The organism is Spirosoma validum (assembly GCF_014699035.1).
In the GTDB taxonomy this organism is placed as follows: Bacteria; Bacteroidota; Bacteroidia; order Cytophagales; family Spirosomataceae; genus Spirosoma; species Spirosoma validum.
The window spans coordinates 96887-118558 of the sequence record NZ_JACXAA010000005.1 but is presented as its reverse complement, the minus strand read 5'-3'; the positions used below and the strand labels follow the sequence as shown (position 1 = coordinate 118558).

The 21672-nt window shown below is 49.2% G+C and carries 21 protein-coding genes; 12 read left to right on the top strand and 9 right to left on the bottom strand.

Annotated features, from left to right (window positions below):
• Positions 1–83: 83 nt before the first annotated feature.
• From IC230_RS15015 to IC230_RS15005, 3 genes are read left to right on the top strand one after another with little or no spacing between them, the layout of a single operon-like run.
• Positions 84–1010: a LysR family transcriptional regulator gene (locus tag IC230_RS15015; RefSeq protein WP_191039858.1), complete on the top strand. Its 927-nt coding sequence runs from the start codon at positions 84–86 to the stop codon at positions 1008–1010.
• A gap of 38 nt (positions 1011–1048) precedes the next feature.
• Positions 1049–1747: a hypothetical protein gene (locus IC230_RS15010; RefSeq protein ID WP_191039857.1), complete on the top strand. Its 699-nt coding sequence runs from the start codon at positions 1049–1051 to the stop codon at positions 1745–1747.
• The gene (locus IC230_RS15005; RefSeq protein WP_223860665.1) at positions 1734–3401 is read left to right on the top strand and encodes a S8 family serine peptidase; all 1668 of its coding nucleotides are present in this window, start codon (positions 1734–1736) and stop codon (positions 3399–3401) included. The genes IC230_RS15010 and IC230_RS15005 overlap by 14 nt, the downstream gene beginning before the upstream one ends.
• Before the next feature lie 25 nt (positions 3402–3426).
• On the opposite strand, the gene IC230_RS15000 is transcribed toward IC230_RS15005, so the two are convergent.
• Positions 3427–4347: a DsbA family protein gene (locus IC230_RS15000; protein ID WP_191039855.1), complete on the bottom strand. Its 921-nt coding sequence runs from the start codon at positions 4345–4347 to the stop codon at positions 3427–3429.
• 230 nt (positions 4348–4577) lie between these two features.
• On the opposite strand from IC230_RS15000, the gene IC230_RS14995 reads away from it, so the two are divergent.
• The gene (locus tag IC230_RS14995) at positions 4578–4883 is read left to right on the top strand and encodes a winged helix-turn-helix transcriptional regulator (RefSeq protein ID WP_191039854.1); all 306 of its coding nucleotides are present in this window, start codon (positions 4578–4580) and stop codon (positions 4881–4883) included.
• A gap of 29 nt (positions 4884–4912) precedes the next feature.
• Positions 4913–5425: an O-acetyl-ADP-ribose deacetylase gene (locus tag IC230_RS14990; protein WP_191039853.1), complete on the top strand. Its 513-nt coding sequence runs from the start codon at positions 4913–4915 to the stop codon at positions 5423–5425.
• Between the two features lie 3 nt (positions 5426–5428).
• Here the strand turns inward: IC230_RS14990 and IC230_RS14985 are convergent, their stop codons facing one another.
• The 3 genes from IC230_RS14985 to IC230_RS14975 all read right to left on the bottom strand — a co-directional run bounded on the left by IC230_RS14985 (position 5429) and on the right by IC230_RS14975 (position 7275).
• Complete coding sequence (locus IC230_RS14985) at positions 5429–6019, bottom strand: hypothetical protein (RefSeq protein WP_191039852.1); 591 nt, start codon at positions 6017–6019, stop codon at positions 5429–5431.
• Between the two features lie 192 nt (positions 6020–6211).
• Positions 6212–6619 (bottom strand): hypothetical protein, encoded by a 408-nt coding sequence (locus IC230_RS14980; RefSeq protein ID WP_191039851.1) that lies wholly within the window; start codon positions 6617–6619, stop codon positions 6212–6214.
• Positions 6620–6705: 86 nt separating this feature from the next.
• Positions 6706–7275 (bottom strand): NUDIX hydrolase, encoded by a 570-nt coding sequence (locus IC230_RS14975; RefSeq protein WP_191039850.1) that lies wholly within the window; start codon positions 7273–7275, stop codon positions 6706–6708.
• A gap of 60 nt (positions 7276–7335) precedes the next feature.
• Here IC230_RS14975 and IC230_RS14970 point away from each other — a divergent pair, with 60 nt between their 5' ends.
• On the top strand, positions 7336–8238 hold the full coding sequence (locus tag IC230_RS14970) for a DUF2911 domain-containing protein (protein WP_191039849.1): 903 nt from the start codon (positions 7336–7338) through the stop codon (positions 8236–8238).
• A 95-nt stretch (positions 8239–8333) separates the two neighbouring features.
• Here IC230_RS14970 and IC230_RS14965 read toward each other — a convergent pair whose 3' ends face one another.
• The 3 genes from IC230_RS14965 to IC230_RS14955 form a co-directional block, all read right to left on the bottom strand.
• Entirely contained in the window at positions 8334–9266 is a 933-nt protein-coding gene (locus tag IC230_RS14965) for a hypothetical protein (protein ID WP_191039848.1), read from the bottom strand.
• A gap of 213 nt (positions 9267–9479) precedes the next feature.
• Positions 9480–11168, bottom strand: a complete 1689-nt coding sequence (locus IC230_RS14960) for a sodium:solute symporter (RefSeq protein ID WP_191039847.1) — start codon at positions 11166–11168, stop codon at positions 9480–9482.
• 248 nt (positions 11169–11416) lie between these two features.
• On the bottom strand, positions 11417–12631 hold the full coding sequence (locus tag IC230_RS14955; RefSeq protein WP_191039846.1) for a hypothetical protein: 1215 nt from the start codon (positions 12629–12631) through the stop codon (positions 11417–11419).
• Between the two features lie 44 nt (positions 12632–12675).
• On the opposite strand from IC230_RS14955, the gene IC230_RS14950 reads away from it, so the two are divergent.
• Positions 12676–13917: an aspartate aminotransferase family protein gene (locus IC230_RS14950; protein ID WP_191039845.1), complete on the top strand. Its 1242-nt coding sequence runs from the start codon at positions 12676–12678 to the stop codon at positions 13915–13917.
• Between the two features lie 284 nt (positions 13918–14201).
• On the opposite strand, the gene IC230_RS14945 is transcribed toward IC230_RS14950, so the two are convergent.
• A complete protein-coding gene (locus tag IC230_RS14945) occupies positions 14202–15788 on the bottom strand; it encodes an acyl-CoA carboxylase subunit beta (protein WP_191039844.1) in 1587 nt (528 codons plus the stop codon).
• A 106-nt stretch (positions 15789–15894) separates the two neighbouring features.
• On the opposite strand from IC230_RS14945, the gene IC230_RS14940 reads away from it, so the two are divergent.
• From IC230_RS14940 to IC230_RS14920, 5 genes are all read left to right on the top strand, one after another.
• Entirely contained in the window at positions 15895–16425 is a 531-nt protein-coding gene (locus tag IC230_RS14940) for an LVIVD repeat-containing protein (protein WP_191039843.1), read from the top strand.
• A 48-nt stretch (positions 16426–16473) separates the two neighbouring features.
• The gene (locus IC230_RS14935; RefSeq protein ID WP_191039842.1) at positions 16474–17217 is read left to right on the top strand and encodes an LVIVD repeat-containing protein; all 744 of its coding nucleotides are present in this window, start codon (positions 16474–16476) and stop codon (positions 17215–17217) included.
• Complete coding sequence (locus IC230_RS14930) at positions 17214–17930, top strand: DUF3575 domain-containing protein (protein ID WP_191039841.1); 717 nt, start codon at positions 17214–17216, stop codon at positions 17928–17930. The genes IC230_RS14935 and IC230_RS14930 overlap by 4 nt, the downstream gene beginning before the upstream one ends.
• A 43-nt stretch (positions 17931–17973) precedes the next feature.
• Positions 17974–19032 (top strand): type IX secretion system protein PorQ, encoded by a 1059-nt coding sequence (gene porQ, locus IC230_RS14925; protein ID WP_223860664.1) that lies wholly within the window; start codon positions 17974–17976, stop codon positions 19030–19032.
• 83 nt (positions 19033–19115) lie between these two features.
• Positions 19116–19679: a Uma2 family endonuclease gene (locus tag IC230_RS14920; protein WP_191039840.1), complete on the top strand. Its 564-nt coding sequence runs from the start codon at positions 19116–19118 to the stop codon at positions 19677–19679.
• A 9-nt stretch (positions 19680–19688) separates the two neighbouring features.
• Here IC230_RS14920 and IC230_RS14915 read toward each other — a convergent pair whose 3' ends face one another.
• Positions 19689–21572, bottom strand: a complete 1884-nt coding sequence (locus IC230_RS14915; protein WP_191039839.1) for a beta-N-acetylhexosaminidase — start codon at positions 21570–21572, stop codon at positions 19689–19691.
• Positions 21573–21672 lie beyond the last annotated feature (100 nt).

The following is a 21672-nucleotide window of genomic DNA, read 5'->3' as shown; positions in this document are numbered from 1 at the left end:
GTTTATGACCGAGACAAAGGTGGCGCATTTTGATATATTAGTAAAGCGAATTATTTTTGTCAAAATCATGAAAATTATTCATCATGGAAATTCGGCATCTTCAAATGGTGAGAGAGGTCGCAAACAGTGGTAATCTGACTAGAGCCGCCGACCAGCTATTTTTGACTCAATCCGCACTGAGCCATCAGTTGAAAGAAATAGAAAGTTATTTCAATACACAACTCTTCATTCGTGATAAAAAGCAGATGCTGCTGACCCAGGCGGGTGAAGTGGTCCTACAGGCGGCTGAGAAGATTCTTCAGGAAGTAGCCGAAACGCGGGCCAAAGTCCGATGCCTTACGGATAAGGAAGCGGGCGAAGTCCGACTTTGTACCCAGTGCTACACCTCGTATCACTGGCTGGCTGGTTTTCTGCGGGAGTTCCAGGGACTTTACCCTAAAGTAGATGTTAAGGTCGAATTGGAAGCCGCTACGCATGACGCCGATAAACATCTGTTAACCAATACCATCGATGTAGCGATTACAGAAGGCGACGAAAATCCGAAGTTTTCGTATACACCCCTTTTCCAGGATGAGTTTGTGGCCATTGTCGCGCCCGATCATCCCTGGGTTGGTCGTTGCTGGGTGGAACTGGAGGAGTTTACTGCCCACAATTACATCATGTACAATATTCCTGATGAGGAAAGCGAAAATTTCATGATGATTTTCAAAAACCGTCGTCCATCAAAAGTCTATAAAATCACATTAACCGAAGCTATTCTGGAGATGGTAAAGGCAGGCTTGGGAGTAGCCGTAATGCCTACATGGGTGGTTCGACCGTATCTTCAGACAGGTCAACTGGCAACGGTACGTATTACGGAAAAACGAATCTTACGGACCTGGTTTGCGGCAACCCTGAAGAGTAAAGAACAACAACCGTATACAACCGCTTTCATCAAGCAACTGGCGTGCTACATGAAAGATCTGGACGGTTACGCTTGCTCCGTTGAAGAAACTCAATTAACCTTGTAGTATAAGCCCTTTATTGTCAAGGCTATTTTAGTTCTCGTATGCCGCTACGTTTGTACTCGCTTAGTGTTGGTCTGGTAAATCTGTTTCTGCTATTGGGTTGTCAATCGGCAACAACGGAACCCATGGCATCTGGCTACGATTACTTTCCTCTGGAAACCGGCCGTTACGTTGTTTATGACGTACAGGAGCAGCAGTACCTAATTAACACATCTCCGATTCAGCGAACGTATCAACTTAAGGAAGTTGCAGGAAAAGCCTACACCGACGTAACGGGTCAAACGGCTTTTCGGCTTATGCGCTACCGCCGGTCAGCCGTAAACCAGCCCTGGCAGGCCGATTCCAGTTGGTCAGCCCGCCTGGTTAATAACGAAGCTATCCGCGCTGAAAATGGCCTGGATTTCGTTAAGTTGTTATTCCCCGTACAGAATTTGCTTACCTGGGATGGGAACCAACGTAACGCAGCCGATTCAGATGACTATAAAATGTGCAACGTCGGGCAGGTTTATTACGTACAGGGAAGGCAGTTCGACCAAACGGTAACGGTAGTCGAGCAGGATGATTCAACCCTTATCGGGCAGGACAAACGCATTGACGTCTACGCCCGACAAATTGGATTGATTTATAAAGAACGAACTCAACTCCAGTTTTGCAAGGCAACACCCGCCTGTACAGGACGTTCACAAATTGAGTATGGCATTCGACAAGTTTATCGCATCAATACGTATGGGAAAGAATAAAATAGGCTGGCTGTTGATCGTATTTTTATGCGTTCAAACGACCGGATTCAGTCAGGTCGGGAAGTACCTGGTTTTACTACGTGACAAGGCAAATTCTCCCTATAGCGTCAGTAAGCCCGATCAATTTTTATCAACGCGGTCAATACAGCGTCGCCAAAAGCAGAATATCGCTGTTTTGGAACGCGACCTACCCGTAAACCCTTCCTACGTAACGCAACTTCAGCAGGCTGGCGCTAAAATCTGGTATACGTCACGCTGGCTGAACGCCGTATTGATCGAAGCCAGCGATGCAACCCTGTCGGCTGTACAGAAACTGTCGTTTGTTAAAGGGCTTGAGTTCAACCGGGCACTCAGCAAAACCCAGGCTGTTTCAGAGCCACGGGTTAATTCTGTTAAGACCTACAGTACGCAAAAAACGGTGGCTGCCGATCCGCCATTGGATTATGGCGTTTCCGTTGACCAGATCACGCAGATTGGTGTCGACAAGATGCACCAGCAAGGCTACCACGGTGAAAACATATTGATTGGCGTGCTGGATGCCGGCTTTCTGAACGCCGATAAAGTAAGCTTTCTAAAACCGCTCTTTGACGAAAAACGCATACTGTCTACCTACGATTTCGTCAATAAAGAAACCAGTGTATACGAAGACGATAGTCACGGCCTGGAAGTCCTTTCAGCCATAGCGGCCACGACTGATAAGCAGCTTTACGGCACGGCCTACAAATCTTCGTTCATTCTGCTACGTACCGAAGACGCACCGACGGAAAAACAGATTGAGGAAGCCAACTGGCTTTTCGGAGCAGAATATGCCGATAGTGCTGGCGTAGATGTCATCAACTCGTCGCTGGGTTATTTTGAATTTGACGATGCGTCGACCAATTACACGTATCAAAACATGGATGGGAAAACAGCCCTCTGCACGCGAGCCGCTCAGATCGCCACCGAAACGGGTATGATTGTGGTTGTTGCAGCCGGCAACGAGGGAAGTTCAGCCTGGCGTTACATCGATGCGCCAGCCGATGCAGCGTCGGTGCTGGCCATCGGAGCCGTTACGCAGACGGGTCAGCGGGCCTCGTTCAGTTCGTTTGGCCCCTCGGCGGATGGGCGCGTAAAACCCGATTTAGCGGCACGTGGCCAGGGAGACGTAGTTGGGAAACCGAACGGCACGATTGGGCTGGAGAACGGTACGTCGATTGCCTCTCCTCTGATAGCCGGTTTAGTGGCAGGCTTCTGGCAGGCAAATCCAACCTTAACGGCCGCTCAGGTAACTGACGTGCTACGTCGGTCGGGCAGTCAGTTCAGCAGTCCCAACAATGAGTTGGGCTATGGCATTCCTAATTTCGACCGGGCATCAACCATTGCCAAATCACTTGGTCCACTGGCAGTTGATCCGGGAACCATCCCCCTGTTACTGTTCCCCAATCCGTTCAATGATACTGAGCCGTTGAGCGTTCAGTTAGAAGGCCTGAATGCGACTACGCCCGTCGATGCTTCACTTGCCGACTTAAGCGGGCGATTACTATGGCAGAAACGATACACAGCTTCCGGTCTGGCTTCATTCGTTTTGCCCAACCTTGGCTTATCCGCTGGCGTCTACGTCATGACCTTCGTAGCGGGCGACAAAAAACGAACGCTGAAGGTGGTGAAACAGTAAGCAACGTCTGATACGTATTACAAGCTTAGGCCATTGGTTTTTGCCAGAGTGATCCATTCTTCGTTACGTATTCGGTAAGTTTATTTTGGTTGCTCAGCTCTTTTAGGAGATCCTGACTTTGTGCTGTTGGCAGGTCGCTCAATTCGGCAAACTCTCTTGTTGTCAGTGTCGGGTATTTTTCAAAAAGGCTCTCCCAATGCCTGTCGTAATCTATTGCTCTCGCGTTCGGGTATTGTTTTACAATCGAGTTTTCCAGAATCTGATACGGTTTTACGCCATAAATAAATTCCTGATTACCAGCCAAATCGATAACAAATAAACTAGGAAAACCTCGTACACCCATCGCCTTAGCCAAGTCCAGATCGGATTGAAACAATACGTTTGCTCCATTTTTATAATCATCTTTCAGTTTTACTACGTCCAGCCCTACCCGACTCGCAGCCTGGGCAAGATGATCCCAGCGGGTAATGTTTTTTTTCTCCAGAAAAACCATTTCTCTGATGGCTCTTAAAAAGGCAATGGCCTTGCTTTTGTCCTGCATTTGTGCCGCTTTAAAAGCAATGGAGGGCGGGTAGGACGACGGCAAAGGATCTTCCAGCCACACATCCCCATCGATAGGCATGTTGTAGATTTTGCTTACTTCATCCCAATGCGAGGCAACATCCGACGGTTTACTGATTCCTCCGCTGTTGTAACTCCAGTCGGGCAGCAGTCCCCCCATATAGTACTCGATTTCGACCCAGTCACCGTAGGCTAGTTTTATTTTTCTGAGCACTGGCTCAATGCCCCAGCACGATGAGCAAATAGGGTCCGTAAAATAAATGATGCGAACAAACTTTTGTGCCGAAGCTATGCGAACAGGGTTGCTTACATCCTCCTGCTCCGCAGGTATCTCACAGAATCCGCTAACCGGATCACACAAAAGTGGATTATTTTTATCGAGCATTTTCGGTACGGTTTAAACTGAACATCTCAGTCGTCGATTGATGAAGTACAGTAGTATGTTGACCAATCTACTGGGTTGAGAAAAAGGTACCACGGATTTCGACCCGTTTGGGAATTGGCCCAAAAACGGGTTAAAACCCGTGATACCGGTAATAAGAATTAAATTGGAGCAGTAGTATGTCGACGCAAATGTCTGTCGCTTAGAAATTGGGAACAATAAGTCAAAAAAATATGACTACAAAAATCAGTCACCCCGAAACCTGCCCGGCGCAGGGGCTTTTAAAATTGTTATCTGGCAAATGGAAACCCGAACTATTCCGGCTGGCCACTGAAGGGCCTTTGCGGTTTAGTAATTTGCTACGTCAAATTGACGGATCGAACCGGCAATCACTGGCTACTTCGTTAAAAGAACTTGAGGAAGCGGACCTGTTAAATAAAGTGATCATAAAGCTGAAGCCTCTGCATATTGAGTACCATCTAACTGCGAAAGGCCAGTCCCTTATTCCTATCTTCAGGCAGTTGGAAGGACTATCGTAAATCCAAACATGTGTGTAAACTTTTCCAGTATGGCTACTCTTCAACTCATTCAGGGCGATATTACGAAACTATCTGTCGACGCGATTGTGAACGCAGCGAACACAAGTCTACTCGGCGGTGGAGGTGTTGACGGAGCTATTCATCGCGCAGCTGGGCCAGATCTGCTGGCTGAGTGCCGAACCCTGGGTGGCTGCAAAACGGGCGATGCTAAAATTACAAAAGGTTATCGCTTGCCCGCAAAATACGTTATTCATGCCGTTGGCCCAGTTTGGCGGGGTGGAACGCATGGAGAACCGGATTTACTGGCCAGTTGCTACCGCCGGGCGCTGGAAATTGCCACTGAGCATAAGCTGACAAGTATCGCTTTTCCGAACATTAGCACAGGCGTCTACGGCTACCCAAAAGATAAAGCGGCCGACGTAGCTATTGCCGCTGTCAACCGCTTTCTGGAACAACCGTCTTCTGTTCAGGAAGTTATTTTTGTGTGTTTTGACGCCGAGAATCTGGCTTTGTATCGGCACCTGATATCCTCTCCGGCGTAACTGCTACGGGCGTATCGACAATCCCGCCGAAACAAGTCCCTGAAACCCGAAACCTAATTCAGCGAACAAAGCCACTGCATTACCTACCCGTATGCCAATTGGGCTGACGTGGAAAGCTAGTCCGGTTGTTTTATCGGTTTGACCACCGCTGGACTCATTCTTCGACTGAATGAACGTAGCGCCTGCAGACAGCGAAGAATAAAAACTGAACCCTGGATTATGTACCCACGCCAGCTTAGTACGTACCATTGGCGTGAGGTACGTTGTTTTAAGGGTTGTGCTGGTATTATTACTTAGGGTATAGCTTTCATCGTACTGGGCATAATTCAGTTGAAGACCCATACTAACCCGCCGACCAACGAAATAATCAAAACCAGCGAAAGCCGTACCAAAACCTTTTGCGTCGATACGGTCGATATAACCAGGCAACAAACTGGCCGCCAGGGTTGAACTAAAACCCGTCAGGATATCCTGTGCGGTAAAAATCCCATACCCGGCGTATAGTTCTGTCCCACGTAACCCATCTGTCGATTGAGCCTGCACCTGTAATGATACCGTGAATAGCAGCAAAGAACCAAGAATAAATAGTCTCATATGAATTTAATTTGTTTCCCGGAAAGGTATACGGTTTACTCATAGTTCGCAAAATCATCGCTGACTTTTTGTAAGTTTTGACTCATTCCTGGTTTCTCATTTGTTCTTACAATTTCTTACGGTCTCTAGTCCATCCTAAACAAGTCGAGCCACTTATTCACTAAGTGGCTCGACTTGTTTAGGATAAGGTTTTTATTCCCCGACGGAAATAACCCCCGTTCGACGCTGTTGCTTTTTAACGTAGTATTCACTCGGAGGCCCGAGAGGCTGGGGTTCTCTCAGGCGTTGAATTTTATAGTTGCGATCAGGCAAACTGACCGATTGTGTATGCTCAATCGTAATTCCACCCACGGGTTGCGCAATTGGCATCTGGGTTTTATAATTCGCTAATTGGGCATCATTGGGCGCTGGCTTTTTAACGGCTACCCCCTTCTTATTTTCCCAACGCCGGGCAGCAGCGGCTAAGTTAGGATGCTTGTAATTATGCGTCGAATACATCGGGTTGTTCAACGGTTTACGCGTTCCATCGTCCTGACCATACACGAGCCCCGCCACAGCCAGTAGGCCAATGCCGGTGATCAAAAGAAGTGATACTTTCATAGCCATTTCTGAGGTTTTGTTGTACGACAAATCTATTCGTTTATCTGGTTAAAAAACAACCGAAATAGCTACTATATTTATAGTAATTACATAATTTTCCGTATTAATCTTAAAATTGATTCTGAATCAGTATGCTTTTGGGCAATATTGAACGTAAACCACTGAATATTATTAATTTCTTCAGAATTGCCTAACCGTTCGTTTGGGTCTGCTTCTACCAAAAATCGTATGTCATAATGCAGGTGTTCGGGGACCTCGTTTCTGGCCGGAATTGAGTGTACATCAACATCAAAAATAGCGGGTGACAGGTGGGGCAGGTTGTCATCACCCGTTGTAGAATTGACCAGACGTAACGAGGTTAGCCCTGTTTCTTCCTGCGCTTCACGTAAAGCCACAGCCGCTACGTCTGGGTCACCATCAGCATGACCGCCGGGTTGCAACCAGCGGTCGAGTTTGCGGTGATGAATCAACAAGGTTTGGGTTCGATCCGGGCTGACGATCCAGGCGGAACCCGTTACGTGACCGATCAGCAGTGAGCGCTCGAACGCATCAGGATTTGCTTCGACAAACGCGATGGTTGCCTGGGTCATGGCTTGTTCGTTTGGATCAGCAGGGGTATGATGTCGGAGTAATTGCAGGAGTGGCTGACGATGCATAGTTGGGTTTGTTAGTAAAAAGACGCAATTTGGTAGCGATTTTCCAATACTCTATAGACAATGCACAAACTATCGCTTACCGCTGTTACGTTCTGTCTGGCAGCTCAATTAGCCACCGCACAAATTAAACTTCCTTCGCCCAGTCCCGGTGCTACTGTCATGCAGACGATCGGCACCACCGACCTAACCGTTATGTATTCACGACCAAGTCTGAAAGGTCGTCAGCCATTTACAGATGCTTTTGTTCCCCGTGGGAAAGTCTGGCGCACGGGCGCGAATTCGCCAACAATGCTCACTACCTCAACCGATCTGATGGTCAACGGAAAAACGCTGCCCGCGGGCACCTATGCCGTTTTATCGATTCCGCAGGAAGGTAGTTCTACATTGATTTTCAACAAGAACAAGACCACTACAGAGGCTACGTACAAACAGGAAGAAGATGCCCTGCGAGTGAACCTCACTCCCTCTGAAACCAGTGAAAAAGTCGAAACGTTTACGATTGACTTCAGTGACGTAACCGATAGTACAGCCAAAATGAATTTCGTGTGGGCCAATGTCAAAGCATCGGCTAACCTAAGCGTCGACGTAAACAAGAATGCTGCCGCTAATGTCGACAAAGCGGTAGCCGAAAAGCCTGAAGACGCAGCCGTTTTACAGGCTGCAGCCAGCTACAACGTATCGAAAGGGCGTAACCTGGAGCAGTCGCTGACCTGGATAGACAAGTCCATTACGATGAAGGAAAACTTCCGGAATCTGTTTGTGAAATCACAGATTCTGGCGAAGATGGGCAAATTTGCGGAAGCCGTGCCACTGGCGCAAAAAGCGCTTTCGTTGGGTCAATCGTCCAACGATCCGGTCTTTCCGTTCTTCAAAGATGGGATCGAGAAAAGCCTTACTGAATATACAGCCAAGCTTCCCGCCATGCCAGCCATGAAAGGTAGCAAGAAAACAAAGAAAGCGTAACCGATCACATTTTTTTTCAGCAAAATGCCCACGCTACGTAGCGTGGGCATTTTGCTTTTAGATAAAAAGATAATTACACTTCATGTGGCAACCGATCAATACGACTCATACTCGAAGCGTAACGTCTCTATCGTGACGGAGCCGGTTGGATTAGGGAGGCCAGTTGTCTTGATGCGCACGGTTGGCAGATTTGTCGCATTGTACTGATACTGATAGGTGACCAATGGATAACCTTGTCCAGACGGTGGCGTTTCGCTCAGCACATTATTCTGGCTCAAGTTCAGTACGTTGTCTGTTCCGCCAAAAAGGGCGCCGGGCGACGTTGGCCCTGAAAGAACGGTACCGAAGCCACCCGTAAATGGCGGAATGACGGGTATGCCATAAAAGGGATTGATTTTGTCGTCGTGCGTATACGTAGCAGGCCCAACCCCAGGGAATCTGTCGCTTGTCCCTGGAGGCATCCCCTGGTATCTGATGATCGTTCCGCCGGTTGTTTGCGTGAGGTTTTTGCCCGTAAAGGCGAACTGAATATCCCCTTCAATAGTGAACTGGGGCAGCGAAAAACGACTGACGGCCCTGGCCAATTGATTGGCCGCATTGTAGCTGTACGTCCACGCCAGCATGTTCGGAGCGTTTATTGCAGATACCTGACCCAATGCATTGTAGCTATACACGTACGATGTACCATCAACAGACTGATTGTTTTGGGGCCTTGGAAAAGGGATGCGCGTCCGCTGAAGCCGGGTCAGGCGATTCTGGGAATCATACAGATAAACGTTGTACACCAGCTCCGCAACGGTGCTGTCGGGTGTCTGATACGTCAGTATTGAACTGAGTCGTCCTTGTCCGTCGTAGGTAAACGAACTGACTTTTGCTACGTTGTTCGGCAATTCCGATGTCAGGGATTTGACGCGCAACCGGGCTGGCGATGAGCCGGGTGTTACGCCGGGCACGCTGTGATCAGTACAGGTCACCAGACTTCCGGCTACGACTAGAAGAAGCAGATAAATAGCTACACGTAACTTCATTATACGTATTGATTAGGTAGTGAATAGGGTGAGCACCCAGGATTGCGTAAATATATTGGTCACTTGACGCCCAGTAGGCACAGTGTCCCCAATCTGTAAGCAAAAGTCCCAAAACTATAAGTCAATCAGCCATTGGAGCCATGGCATGCCTATCCTGGAGAAGCTCACTCTTTGCTCCTACCCGTTGCCTGTACGTAACGGTCAAGCAATTCTTTACCCCCGTCGGGGTAACGTACGCTGCAACACCCAGGCGATTCCGACGACTAACAGGCATCCGATTACATTCAGCCAGAGAAACGCCATCAGGTCTGAATACCAGCTCAGAATCACCAGCGCTTCGGCAAGAATCGTAGCCCAGAATGTGGCTCGCCCGCCAATCGATTTGATATAAAAAGCGACGACGAATACACCCAGAACAACGCCGTAGAACAGCGATCCAAGAATATTGACCGCTTCGATCATACTGCCTAACTGCGTAGCAAACTGCGCCACAATGATGCAGAAGATACTCCAGCCGATTGTGGCCCAGCGTGACGCGTGTAGATAGTGGAGATCACTGCCGTCTGAGCGGATAAGCCGTTTGTATACGTCAATGATTGTGGTCGAGGCCAAGGAATTGTAAGCCGCAGCAATAGAGCCCATGGACGCACTGAAAATAACGGCAATCAGCAGCCCAATCAATCCATGCGGCAGGTAATCCAGCACGAAGCGCAGAAAAACGTAGTTCACATCGTTGGTATCGGCGGCTGGGTTATTTTTCTGAATGAGTTTCGTTACGTCTGATTTAACCGCTTTCAACGCTTCGTCGGTTGCGCGGATCGTCGTCCCGGCGGTTTCCTGACCCGCTTCGTTATTGGTTTGTAGCGCAGCCTGCATATCGATGACAGCCCGCTGCCGTTGCGCCGTCAGATTCTGGTGTTTGATTTCGGCAACCTGGTATTCCCGGGCGTACTGGCTCTGTTTCAGCTGATCGGTTTCCTGCTTGTTAAAGAACGTTGGCGACGGATGATATTGATAGAAAACAAAAACCAGCACTCCAACCAGCAGAATCAGAAATTGCATCGGTACTTTCAGCAGCCCGTTCATGAGTAGACCCAACCGACTCTGCCCGATCGTCTCGCCAGTCAGGTACCGTCCCACCTGCGACTGGTCGGTCCCGAAATAAGATAGTTGCAAGAAAAATCCGCCAATCAGCCCCGACCAGATATTGTAGCGGCTGTTGGGATCAAATTTAAAGTCGATCAGGTTCATGCGGCCGGCTTTACCGGCAATCCGTAACGCATCGACAAACCCAACACTCTCGGGGAGTAATTTCACCGTCAGGTAACCGGCGAGGCCCATCGCGAATGTAACGATCGCCATCTGTTGCAGATGTGTATACGAAATGGCTTTGGTACCGCCGGTCACGGTATAGATGAGTACGATCCCTCCCATCAAGACATTGGTCCAATAGATATTCCAGCCCAGAATTGTGGACAGAATAATGGCTGGTGCGTAAATCGACAGGCCCGTCGACAACCCTCGCTGGAGAAGAAATAAAGCTGCCGTTAGCGTTCGGACGCGCGTATCGAACCGGTCTTCTAAAAATTCGTAAGCGGTAAAAACTTTGAGCTTGTGGAAAATCGGCACGAACGTTACCGATAGGACGACCATCGCCAGCGGCAGTCCGAAATAAAATTGAACAAACCGCATCCCATCGGCAAAACCCTGTCCTGGTGCCGACAGAAACGTAATGGCGCTGGCCTGCGTCGCCATCACCGATAGACCAACATGATACCACGGCAGCGACTGTCCCGCCAGCAGATAATCGTCCATGCTGCGGCTACCGCGGCTTCGCACGATGCCGTACACCATGATCACCAGCAACGTCAGACCTAATACGCTCCAGTCGAGAATACTCATGACAACCAGCGCATTAGTCCATAAAACAACACTATTTCGACTACTAAGCTACCAATCACGATAGTATAAAGCTGCTTCCAGGAACGGGCAAACGGGGGTAGGTCGGTCGGGTTTTCGGACATGCAGGAATAGATTGTCTGTCTATAACGGCGAAAATAGTGGAAAAGAGTGTACCGAATCCGATTATCACACAAACGGTTTATTTACTTTTCCGAAAATTATGGCTTGCCATAGAGCTATACAATTTATTAATCACGACCGATGATCAGATTGTAGCCCAGATACGGCAGAATACGTGCTAGATGCCCGTCCCACTTATAATTTTCTCTGTACAATAATCCGTACACGCCCAGGTCGAACGCATGACGCCGACGATCTAACCGGAGCGCAACAGATAAGGACGCTCGTTCGACCATATCGTAGTAGTACAAATTATACTCACCTAGATTCACCCGGTTATCGCTCAGGAGTGTCAATGTAGGCGACAGTTTCTGTATAACCCCCATTGTAAGGAAGGACTGATTGGGGGTAGCTATGTCGAATGGTAAAGGTCCGTACGGGGGATACGGGTTATACTGATAGCCATTTTGCTTTCCCCGGCTGACCAGCCCATACCCAACCGTTACGTTACGTTGACTGGTTCCAACGGATGCCAGCGCCTGTAACGTCAGCGGTCCTCGCTTATACCTGGTACTGAAGCCATTATCTTTATAATTTGCATGAATCCCGAGACTAAACTGCTCACCGATTGGCAGACTAAGTTTTGAAAATAGCTGCGAATAAATCGGAAGAAAGCCTCTAAATGCGTAGTGATCACTGAGTAGTAGATAAGGAACAGGCAGGACGAAACTGGCACCAACACTCCAGTGGTGGGTGATTCCGTAATCAAATTCATTCAGCAAACCCAACGTATTTCGGTAATAAAATCGACCTTTTTCTGGATTGTAGGCCGTTTGCCCCGTGAGCAGCCAGGGAGAAAACCGATTGGCAAACAGTCGATCGGTGAAAGCCGGACTCTCGGACGACTCAATTCCCGTCCGGATGGTATCGACCCGAATGAGCAATTCCGGTTCAAAATACGTGAGCTGACCATTCCGTTTCCGGACGGTAATCATCGTGCTATCACGCCGAACGTATTTCCCCTCTACTTGCGTGCCGTCTTTGAAGACAAAAACGTTGTATAGTACTGGCGCGTTGGTCAAACCAGTCGTATTGATAGCCTCCCCAGGCCGATTCGCCGAGATTTGAACGACCTGATCTGCTTCGATAAACGACAAATCGCCACCGCGTACCCGAACCGTGATCAGTGAACTATCCTGTCGAAGAATCTGCCCTCGTACTACAGACCCATCGCGCATAACCAGGTAGGAATGTTTACGATGCGTATCCTCCGGGGTTATTTTGATCGACTGCGCCCACAAAATAACTGGACTAAGCAACAGGACGAAAAGAACTGTTTTCATGGTCAAAGGTGTTAAACTCAGGAGTTATTAATGCTAATTTATACATGCAAACGGTTACACACCGCCAGTTGTTTTTCCAACATATAGCACAGACCTCCGACTTTCCACTAGGGTTGGAAATTGATCGGGCCGATGGTATTTATTTGTACGAACAGACGGTCGATGGCACGGAAGGCCAGCGGTATATGGACCTGATTTCGGGTATTGGCGTCAGTAACGTCGGGCATCGGCACCCGCACGTACTGCAAGCCATCCATAACCAGTTGGATAAGTACATGCATTTGATGGTGTATGGTGAGTATGTGCAGACGCCCCAAACGCAACTTGCGCATGCCTTAGCCCAGACGTTGCCACCGAGTTTGAGCAATGTATATTTCACAAACTCAGGCACCGAAGCGGTTGAGGGGGCCATGAAACTAGCGAAGCGGTACACGGGTCGTTCGGAAATCATAAGTTGCTTCAACGCCTACCACGGCTCAACCCAGGGTGCCCTTTCGCTCTCGGGCGATGAGAATTTCAAACGAAACTACCGCCCCCTCCTACCCGATATTCGCCACATCCGACCAAGAGACTGGAACGACATTGAGCAAATCAGCGAACGAACAGCGGCCGTTATCATGGAAGTTGTCGCAGGCGAAGCGGGTGTTCGAGTGCCCGACGCTACGTATCTACAGGCTGTCCGCCAGCGCTGCACAGACGTAGGTGCGCTGCTGATTTTTGACGAGATCCAGACGGGTTTTGGGCGAACCGGTACGTTCTGGGCCTTCGAAGACTTTGGTGTTGTGCCTGACGTGCTGTTGTGCGCGAAAGGAATGGGCGGTGGCATGCCGATTGGCGCGTTTATTAGCTCGGTGGAGATTATGAGTGTCTTCAGAAACAACCCGATCTTGGGTCATATCACTACGTTTGGTGGACACCCGGTTTCGTGTGCGTCTTCGCTCGCTACGTTGCAGGTGATTCAGGAACACAAGTTACATGAGCAGGCTGAGGCAAAAGGTCAGTTGTTCAGACAGTTATTGAAGCATCCCGCCATTCGGGAAATACGCGGCAAGGGGCTCATGCTCGCCGTTGAATTCGACTCATTCGACGTACTGAAACCCATCATCGATCGAGCCATCAAAAATGGCCAATCCAGGCTGGGCCAATCCAGGCCGGGCGTGATTACGGACTGGTTTCTGTTCTGCAATAACTCGATGCGGATTGCGCCACCCCTGATTATCACTGAAGAGCAGATTCGGGAAGCCTGCACGGTGATTCTGGAAGCGATTGATACGGTACTAGGCTAAGCGTAACTACCATAGGTGCAACGCGAAAAAATGTCTTGTGCGACCCCGCTGGGGTCGCACGAGAACCTTTCTATAGGTGTCCTCAATAGCTACATCGGTACTTTACGACCTAAGGAAACATCACGGTTAACGTACCTACGAGCAGAGCAATACTGAAAATAATCAATAGACCGATTAATACCGTTCTCAATAAGCTACCCGGTTTTGCGGGGGGTTGTTTTGCCATTTTATTCAGATTTCATTTTCAACTGAAGCCAGCGCTACGATTGGTTGATTCTAGGATCTTATAATGGAATGTTCCCGTGTTTTTTCTTCGGCATGCTGGCCACTTTGTTCTCCAGCATCCTGAAGGCACGGATGAGCTTCTGGCGGGTCTGCTCGGGCATGATCACTTCGTCAATGTAGCCTCGGTGCGCGGCCCGGTACGGATTGGCAAACTTTTCGGTGTAGTCCAGCACTTTCTCCTGCAACTTGGCCTGCGGGTCATCGGCTTCGGCGATTTCGCGTTTGAAAATGATTTCAGCGGCTCCGCTGGCCCCCATGACGGCAATCTCCGCCGAAGGCCAGGCGTAGTTCAGGTCGGCACCAATATGCTTGGAGTTCATTACGTCGTAAGCGCCCCCGTAAGCTTTACGGGTAATCACCGTTACGCGCGGCACGGTGGCTTCGCAGAACGCATACAGCAGTTTAGCGCCGTTGGTAATGATGCCGTTCCACTCCTGATCGGTGCCGGGCAGGAAACCCGGTACGTCTTCGAGGACTAAGAGTGGTACGTTGAAGCAATCGCAGAAACGCACGAAACGAGCGGCTTTCGTACTGGCGTGAATGTCGAGTACGCCCGCTAAAACAGCCGGTTGGTTGCCGACAACACCAATGCTACGTCCGCCGATCCGCGCGAAGCCAACGACGATGTTTTCGGCGAAATTCTTGTGAACCTCCATAAAGCTACCCGCATCGACTAGTTCCTCGATTATCTCCCGCATATCGTACGGCTGATTCGGATTTTCAGGGATAATCGGGTTCAACCCAGGTCGACTTTCGTCAGTCGATTCGTAAGGCAACATCGGCGGTTCGTCCTCACAATTTTGCGGGATGTAGCTCAGCAATTGTTTAATATTCTGGATACAAGCCAGTTCGTTTCCGCAGGCGAAGTGTGTTACCCCCGATTTTGTGCTATGCGTACTGGCTCCGCCCAACTCTTCGGCTGTAACGGTTTCGTGCGTAACGGTTTTCACTACGTTCGGGCCAGTCACGAACATATAACTGGTGTTCTCGACCATGAAAATAAAGTCCGTAATGGCCGGACTATACACGGCACCACCCGCGCACGGCCCCATAATGGCGGATAGTTGCGGAATAACCCCCGACGCTTTTGTATTCCGGTAAAAAATATCGGCATAACCCGCCAGCGACAACACACCTTCCTGAATGCGCGCTCCACCGGAATCGTTCAGGCCGATAATTGGTGCGCCGTTCTGCATCGCCAGGTCCATAAGCTTACAGATTTTTTCGGCGTGGGTTTCGGATAGGGCTCCCCCGAAAACCGTAAAATCCTGTGCAAATACGTAAACCAACCGCCCGTCGACCGTACCATATCCTGTCACGACACCATCGCCAAGGTAGTGTTCTTTGTCGAGTCCAAAATCGCGGGTGCGGTGCATGACGAACTTGCCAATTTCCTCAAATGAACCCTCGTCGATCAGCAGCGCAATCCGTTCCCGCGCGGTTAGTTTTCCTTTAGCGTGCTGGGCATCAATACGTTTCTGACCGCCACCGAGTTCAGCTTCGGCATTTTTGCGGACCAGACTATCCGTTTTAGAGGGTTTAGCAGTCGGATCAAAATTGGTATCGGGACGGGTTTCGGTTTGCATGAGGCTGTTGTGTCGAAATCAAGTAGTAGCAAAGTTAATTTTTCTTACTGATTCCAACGGTCTCGCTTGTTTTTGTATCATTACGCTTACTAAACACGTTTGCGCCATGAATCGACTTCTCCTATTTGTCATAATGGTCGTTTGTATAGTATTCGACGGCTGCAAACACTATTCTCCACCTGGCCCACCCACCACGGGAGAGATATATCGGCCCGTTTATGCCCCGTATGCAGACGTCCGCACGGTGCAAACCCTGGCTCCTCAGCCACTCAAAAATGCAGGTAAGATTTATGTAAAAGACAATTATCTGTTCATCAACGAGGTAGGCAGCGGAATTCACGTGATCGACAACAGCGATCCACAGAATCCGGTAAAGCTGTCCTTTATTTCCATTCCAGGAAATCACGAACTATCCGTTAAAGACAGCACGCTTTACGCCGATAACGTACTGGATCTGGTAGCGCTCAACATTGCGGATCCACGTAACGTACGGCTTGTGAAACGTATTGAAAACGCTTTTGAGTACTCGGCTTATCCGTTGGCAACGAACGTTCGGTTCGAGTGCGCAGACCGGGATCGGGGCGTAGTTATTCGCTGGGAGAAAGCGTCGATCGAAAACCCGCAATGCTATCGGTAATTGAGCTGTCTTCAGCATACTTCATACCAGAGCTATCAAATAAAGGCTATGAAATCAACTCTTTACGTTCTGCTGACGCTTGTCGTACTGATGGCCTGTGAAAAAGGGAGCAGCGACTCCATGTCGCCCGGAGCTGGTGTAGGCGGTTCGACAGCCCGCTTCACGATCAGTGGCAATACGTTGTATACGGTAAGCAATACGGCCTTACAGACGTACGACATTTCGGCCAGTGACAACCCAAAAAAGGGAGCTAATGTCTCTCTTGGTTTTGGCGTAGAAACGATTTTTCCGTACAGGAACAATCTCTTTATCGGTACACAAACAGGCATGTTCATTTACGACATTGTGCAGCCCGGCAGCCCCAAACAGGTATCCCTTTATACGCATATTCAAAGCTGCGACCCGGTAGTGGCCCAAGGGAATTATGCTTACGTAACGCTTCGGAGCGGCACAACCTGTCGAAACACGGCTTTCAATTCCCTCGATGTAGTAGACATCAGCAATCTGTCCAGTCCAAAACTGCTACGTAGTTATCCCATGAAAAACCCGCACGGGCTCGGCGTCGATGGTACGTTCCTGTTTGTGGGAGAAGGTGATTATGGCCTGCGGGTCATGGACATCAGTGATCCAACCAGCGTCCGGGAAATACAATACTTCGATAGTGTAAAAGCCTATGATGTCATTCCGACGCAGAAACGGCTGATTGTGACGGGGCCGGACGGTATTTACCAATATGGCTACGCAGACCGAACGCAGTTGAAGCTACTCAGCAAAATAGCCGTTGCGCCATGAAAAAACTCTATTTGATCGGGTGTTTGGGATTATTTTTAGCAGATATACTGGCGGCAAAGGCACAATCCGCCCCGTCTCTTCCTCTGCCTTCCCTCGATGCTGAAGAGTCTCAGCGTTGGGTAGTGAAGTTTGCTCCTCTCAGCTTGCTCGACCCTGATAATACCGTTCAGTTCGGCGCTGAGCGACTCGTTGGTCAGCGTCATGGTATACAGCTTGAGCTAGGCTATGGCTGGCAGGCGCTGAACGCCTGGCGATCTACTCAAAACGCCCGATACAGCGATCGTGAAATCTGGCGGGGTCGGGTTGAATGGCGGTATTACCTTCATCAAACAAACAGGCCAGTAGGCCAATACGTTGCGCTGGAAGGGTTTTATAAACAGGTCAACGTCCGCGAAAATGGCACGATCGGCATTGGCTGTACGACAGGCCCCTGTCAGTATTATCAGCTTTTTTCGGCTCCGTTGCAAAAGTATGTGGGGGGAGGGCACATTAAGTTTGGTCGTCAATTCGTCTTCTCTGCGGATAATCCACGGCTGCTGATTGACCTATACATAGGTCTGGGGGTACGCTGGCGCACCATCGAGCGGGCCGAGAAATCTGTAGATTCGTACTATTATTACTCGTCTGGTTATGACGTATTTAATTCCTTTTCGGAAACGCCCTACGCGCTTATCAGTGTAGCCTACGGCGTAAAGGTCGGATATAGTTTTTAAGAGTAACCTGATCGTAACCGTCCTACGTCTTTTTTTCTGACCTTTGTCGAATACAACTGCGGCTCATCCTTTGCGTTTCTGGTGCTACGTCTTTCTTGGTGCTCTTGCCTTTATTCCGTCAGCTTTTGCCCAGCCGATTGGAGGACAGCGCGTCTTTTCCTTTTTAGATCTGCCAACGCATGCCCGCGTAGCAGCACTCGGCGGTCAGCTGGCATCGGCAACCCGACCTGATGGTTCGTATCACCTCAACAATCCCGCTCTGGCAGATTCAATTGGCCACAATCAGCTAGCCATCAGCCTGATGCCTTATCTGGCAGCAGCCAAATACTACACGCTTCAATATGGTCTTCCTGTGACCAGTAAGGGCAAATGGGCGGCTGGTTTACAATACCTCACCTATGGCCAGATGACAATGACCGATCCTGTCGGGAATACACTCGGTACGTTCACGGCGAACGATTACGCGCTGAGTATCAGTCACGCACGTACCGAAGGCAATTTCACACTGGGGGTTACTATTAAAGCGGTTGGCTCGGCGATTGAAACGTATTCTGCGTTTGGTGTTCTAGCTGATCTGGGTGGTATTTGGCGACATCCGAAACAGGAACTGGCCTTTGGGCTGGTGGCTAAAAATGTTGGCTATCTGGTAAAAAATTATGGTCCAACCGATACAGACTTGCCGTTCGATTTACAGGCTGGCGTTACGTTAAAACCCCGTCACGCACCGATCCGTCTGACACTCACGGCCCACCATCTCCAGCGTTTTGACATTAGCTACAATGACCCCAATCTGAACGTTCGGTATGACCTCAGCGGAAATCCCATTCCGCAACCAACCAACGTCACCGAAAAAATAGCCCGCCATCTCATCATTGGGGCCGAGCTGCTGATCCATCGCAACGTAAATCTACTGATCGGCTATAACCACCAGAGACGACAGGAAGGAAAACTCACAACGGGCGGTGGCGGAGCGGGGATTTCGTTCGGAGCATCCGTGCAGGCGCGTGGATTCCAATTAACTTATGGACGGTTTACGTCGGTCCCAACGGCGGGTACGAGCCAATTGTCATTACGTATCGATCTGGATCGGCTGATAAAGTAACGAAGTCATCGCTTTTGTGACTTGTTTGATTTTACAGTTAAACGTATTACTTTCACTTTTTCCAATAACCAAATCAACTCAATATGATCGCGGAAGAAATTCAAAAGCGCATCTACACCGTGGAAGAATACCTTGAGCTCGAAAAATCGTCGGAGGTAAAGCACGAGTTCGTGGATGGAATTATTATTGAGATGCCAGGAGAACCAAAGAAAGCTAATAAAATCGCCGGGAATATTTATATGACTTTACGCCTAGGCGTAAAGGGTAAATCATTTGAGGTTTATAATCACGATCTTAAACTTCTTACTATACCCGGTCGAAAATATCGTTATCCAGACATCATGGTTGCTCCTGCCGATGACAATGATGACGATACGCATGTCGTCAATCGGGCGGTTGTGACGGTTGAAGTAACTTCCGAAAATTCTTCTGGCGTTGATCACGACGAGAAATTTCATGAATATATCGGCATGCCTTCCGTAGAGTGTTACCTAATCGTCTCCCAAGCCGAATGGCTCATTGAAGTTTACCAGCGCACCGGCACGAAATGGGAGTACGCTTTCTACACAGAATTAATTGAGTCGTTCGAGATACGTGCGCTTGGGATTACAATGAAGGTTAGCGATGTGTACGAAGGACTAGTCTAATTAGGACGTTCAAAAACGTCCCACCCGCTTCTGCAAGTCATCCCGTTTGAGTGTAATCAGGTGACCTATGGGTTTTCCAGAACGATACGTAGCAACCCGTAGGGTAATGGGTCCATCCGGGAGATTAACGGGCTGGCTGTATTTTGTTGAGAATTGATCGGGCATCGTGTCGTCAATCGTGTAGTACATATCCAGGCCCGGAATTTCGCCCGCCATCTCCAGTTGTAGTTTGCCGTCCTTGATGTTTGTTCGGATGATCGGGTCATAAATAGCCCGCGAATAATTTATCTGCGCTACGTCGGCACGATCGAAATGACTCTCCATACGCTGCACGAAATCAGGCCAGTTTTTAACCGTCTTCGGCGACCAGAACACCTCGGATAACGCCCAGGCGCGCGGATAGGTCATGTACTCGGCGTACCGTAAGGTCGGAATTTGCTCTGTCCAGAGGTTGCCCTGCCCACCTAAAATGTATTTGGCATCGACGCCATCGGGAACTGGTTCGTAACTGTAGCTTTTCTGCGTGCGGAGGCTTGCGTAAATCGGCGGGTCGATGGTAGGGTCGCCCTGGTTGTAATCCAGATAAGCAAACGTACTGGGCGTCATCACCACATTATGACCTGCATGAGCCGCTTCGATACCGCCTTTTATTCCCCGCCAGCTCATCACCGTAGCGCCGGGCGAAATGCCGCCTTCCAGAATTTCGTCCCAGCCCAACAGTTTCTTGCCTTTGGCGGTCAGAATCTTCTCAACGCGACTCATGAAATACCCCTGCAAATCTTCAACGTGGCGGATGTTCAGTTGCTTCATCAATGCCTGACAACCAGGATCATTGGCCCAGTAGCCTTTGTAACACTCATCGCCCCCAACGTGAATGTATGGATTTGGGAAAAGCGCGGCTACTTCGGTAAAGACTTTATCCAGAAACGCATACACGTTCTCATCGGAAGGGTTCAGCGTGTTTTCGACTTTCATCTTAAACGTACCGTTGCCGTACCATTCCGAAAACGGCGTTCCGGGATTTACGGTCACCGGCGCTTTTGTACAGCTCAATTCGGGATAAGCCGCAAGAGCAGCCATACTGTGTCCGGGTACGTCGATTTCGGGTACAATCGTTACGTTACGTACCTGCGCATAGGCAACAATTTCCCGAATATCGTCTTGGGTATAAAACCCACCGGACGTAGCAGGCTCACCCGGTTTGGGGTCAGCACGATCACCGAAATGACCCGCCCGTGGTACACGCCAGGCTCCTACTTCAGTTAGTTTAGGTAAGGATTTAATTTCAATTCGCCAGCCATTATCGTCTGTCAGGTGCCAGTGGAACGTATTGTATTTCAGCTTTGCCAACTGGTCGATGTATTGTTTAACCTCGGTTTTCGTAAAGAAATTACGGCTTACGTCGAGCATGATGCCACGCCAGCCAAAGCGTGGATAATCGGTAATCTTAACAGCGGGCAGCGTCCAGGTAGCCGTAACAACTTTTTTACTGCCAATTTCTTTCGGTAGCAGTTGCGTTAAGGTCTGTATGCCGTAGAACAATCCCGCCGGGCGATTCGCCGTAATCACAACTGCTTTTGACGAAGCATCGAGCGTGTAGCCTTCCCCGCCCAGTTGTGAATTGGGCGTAGCGTTCAGGTTTAGCTGAATCTTACCGGATTTCCCTTCTTTTGCCGATAAACCGAAACCCGTCGGTACGTTTAGTTGCTGACTGAGCATCTCGGCAACCGCGCGTCCGTCCGCCTGATTATAGTGAATCGTTGTTGACTTGGTAAGCGTAAAAACACCGCTTTGAGGCTGAACACTAACCGGTTGTGGAATTAATTGAATGGGCGGTTGAGCAAAGACTATTGTAACGTAAAGGAGAAAAAAGAGTGTTTGACTGAACTTCATGCTGAGAAATAATTAACGGTTTAGTATCAAGCGGGTTCTGCAATGATAACGAGTAAAATCCCATTTTTTCCGTACCATTGGCACAATTTTGTATTTCCTG

Bases quoted from the DNA above. Each gene is read 5' to 3' on its own strand.
- IC230_RS15015 (WP_191039858.1), top strand. From the start codon at position 84: ATGGAAATTCGGCATCTTCAAATGGTGAGAGAGGTCGCAAACAGTGGT.
- IC230_RS15010 (WP_191039857.1), top strand. From the start codon at position 1,049: ATGCCGCTACGTTTGTACTCGCTTAGTGTTGGTCTGGTAAATCTGTTT.
- IC230_RS15005 (WP_223860665.1), top strand. From the start codon at position 1,734: ATGGGAAAGAATAAAATAGGCTGGCTGTTGATCGTATTTTTATGCGTT.
- IC230_RS15000 (WP_191039855.1), bottom strand. From the start codon at position 4,347: ATGCTCGATAAAAATAATCCACTTTTGTGTGATCCGGTTAGCGGATTC.
- IC230_RS14995 (WP_191039854.1), top strand. From the start codon at position 4,578: ATGACTACAAAAATCAGTCACCCCGAAACCTGCCCGGCGCAGGGGCTT.
- IC230_RS14990 (WP_191039853.1), top strand. From the start codon at position 4,913: ATGGCTACTCTTCAACTCATTCAGGGCGATATTACGAAACTATCTGTC.
- IC230_RS14985 (WP_191039852.1), bottom strand. From the start codon at position 6,019: ATGAGACTATTTATTCTTGGTTCTTTGCTGCTATTCACGGTATCATTA.
- IC230_RS14980 (WP_191039851.1), bottom strand. From the start codon at position 6,619: ATGAAAGTATCACTTCTTTTGATCACCGGCATTGGCCTACTGGCTGTG.
- IC230_RS14975 (WP_191039850.1), bottom strand. From the start codon at position 7,275: ATGCATCGTCAGCCACTCCTGCAATTACTCCGACATCATACCCCTGCT.
- IC230_RS14970 (WP_191039849.1), top strand. From the start codon at position 7,336: ATGCACAAACTATCGCTTACCGCTGTTACGTTCTGTCTGGCAGCTCAA.
- IC230_RS14965 (WP_191039848.1), bottom strand. From the start codon at position 9,266: ATGAAGTTACGTGTAGCTATTTATCTGCTTCTTCTAGTCGTAGCCGGA.
- IC230_RS14960 (WP_191039847.1), bottom strand. From the start codon at position 11,168: ATGAGTATTCTCGACTGGAGCGTATTAGGTCTGACGTTGCTGGTGATC.
- IC230_RS14955 (WP_191039846.1), bottom strand. From the start codon at position 12,631: ATGAAAACAGTTCTTTTCGTCCTGTTGCTTAGTCCAGTTATTTTGTGG.
- IC230_RS14950 (WP_191039845.1), top strand. From the start codon at position 12,676: ATGCAAACGGTTACACACCGCCAGTTGTTTTTCCAACATATAGCACAG.
- IC230_RS14945 (WP_191039844.1), bottom strand. From the start codon at position 15,788: ATGCAAACCGAAACCCGTCCCGATACCAATTTTGATCCGACTGCTAAA.
- IC230_RS14940 (WP_191039843.1), top strand. From the start codon at position 15,895: ATGAATCGACTTCTCCTATTTGTCATAATGGTCGTTTGTATAGTATTC.
- IC230_RS14935 (WP_191039842.1), top strand. From the start codon at position 16,474: ATGAAATCAACTCTTTACGTTCTGCTGACGCTTGTCGTACTGATGGCC.
- IC230_RS14930 (WP_191039841.1), top strand. From the start codon at position 17,214: ATGAAAAAACTCTATTTGATCGGGTGTTTGGGATTATTTTTAGCAGAT.
- IC230_RS14920 (WP_191039840.1), top strand. From the start codon at position 19,116: ATGATCGCGGAAGAAATTCAAAAGCGCATCTACACCGTGGAAGAATAC.
- IC230_RS14915 (WP_191039839.1), bottom strand. From the start codon at position 21,572: ATGAAGTTCAGTCAAACACTCTTTTTTCTCCTTTACGTTACAATAGTC.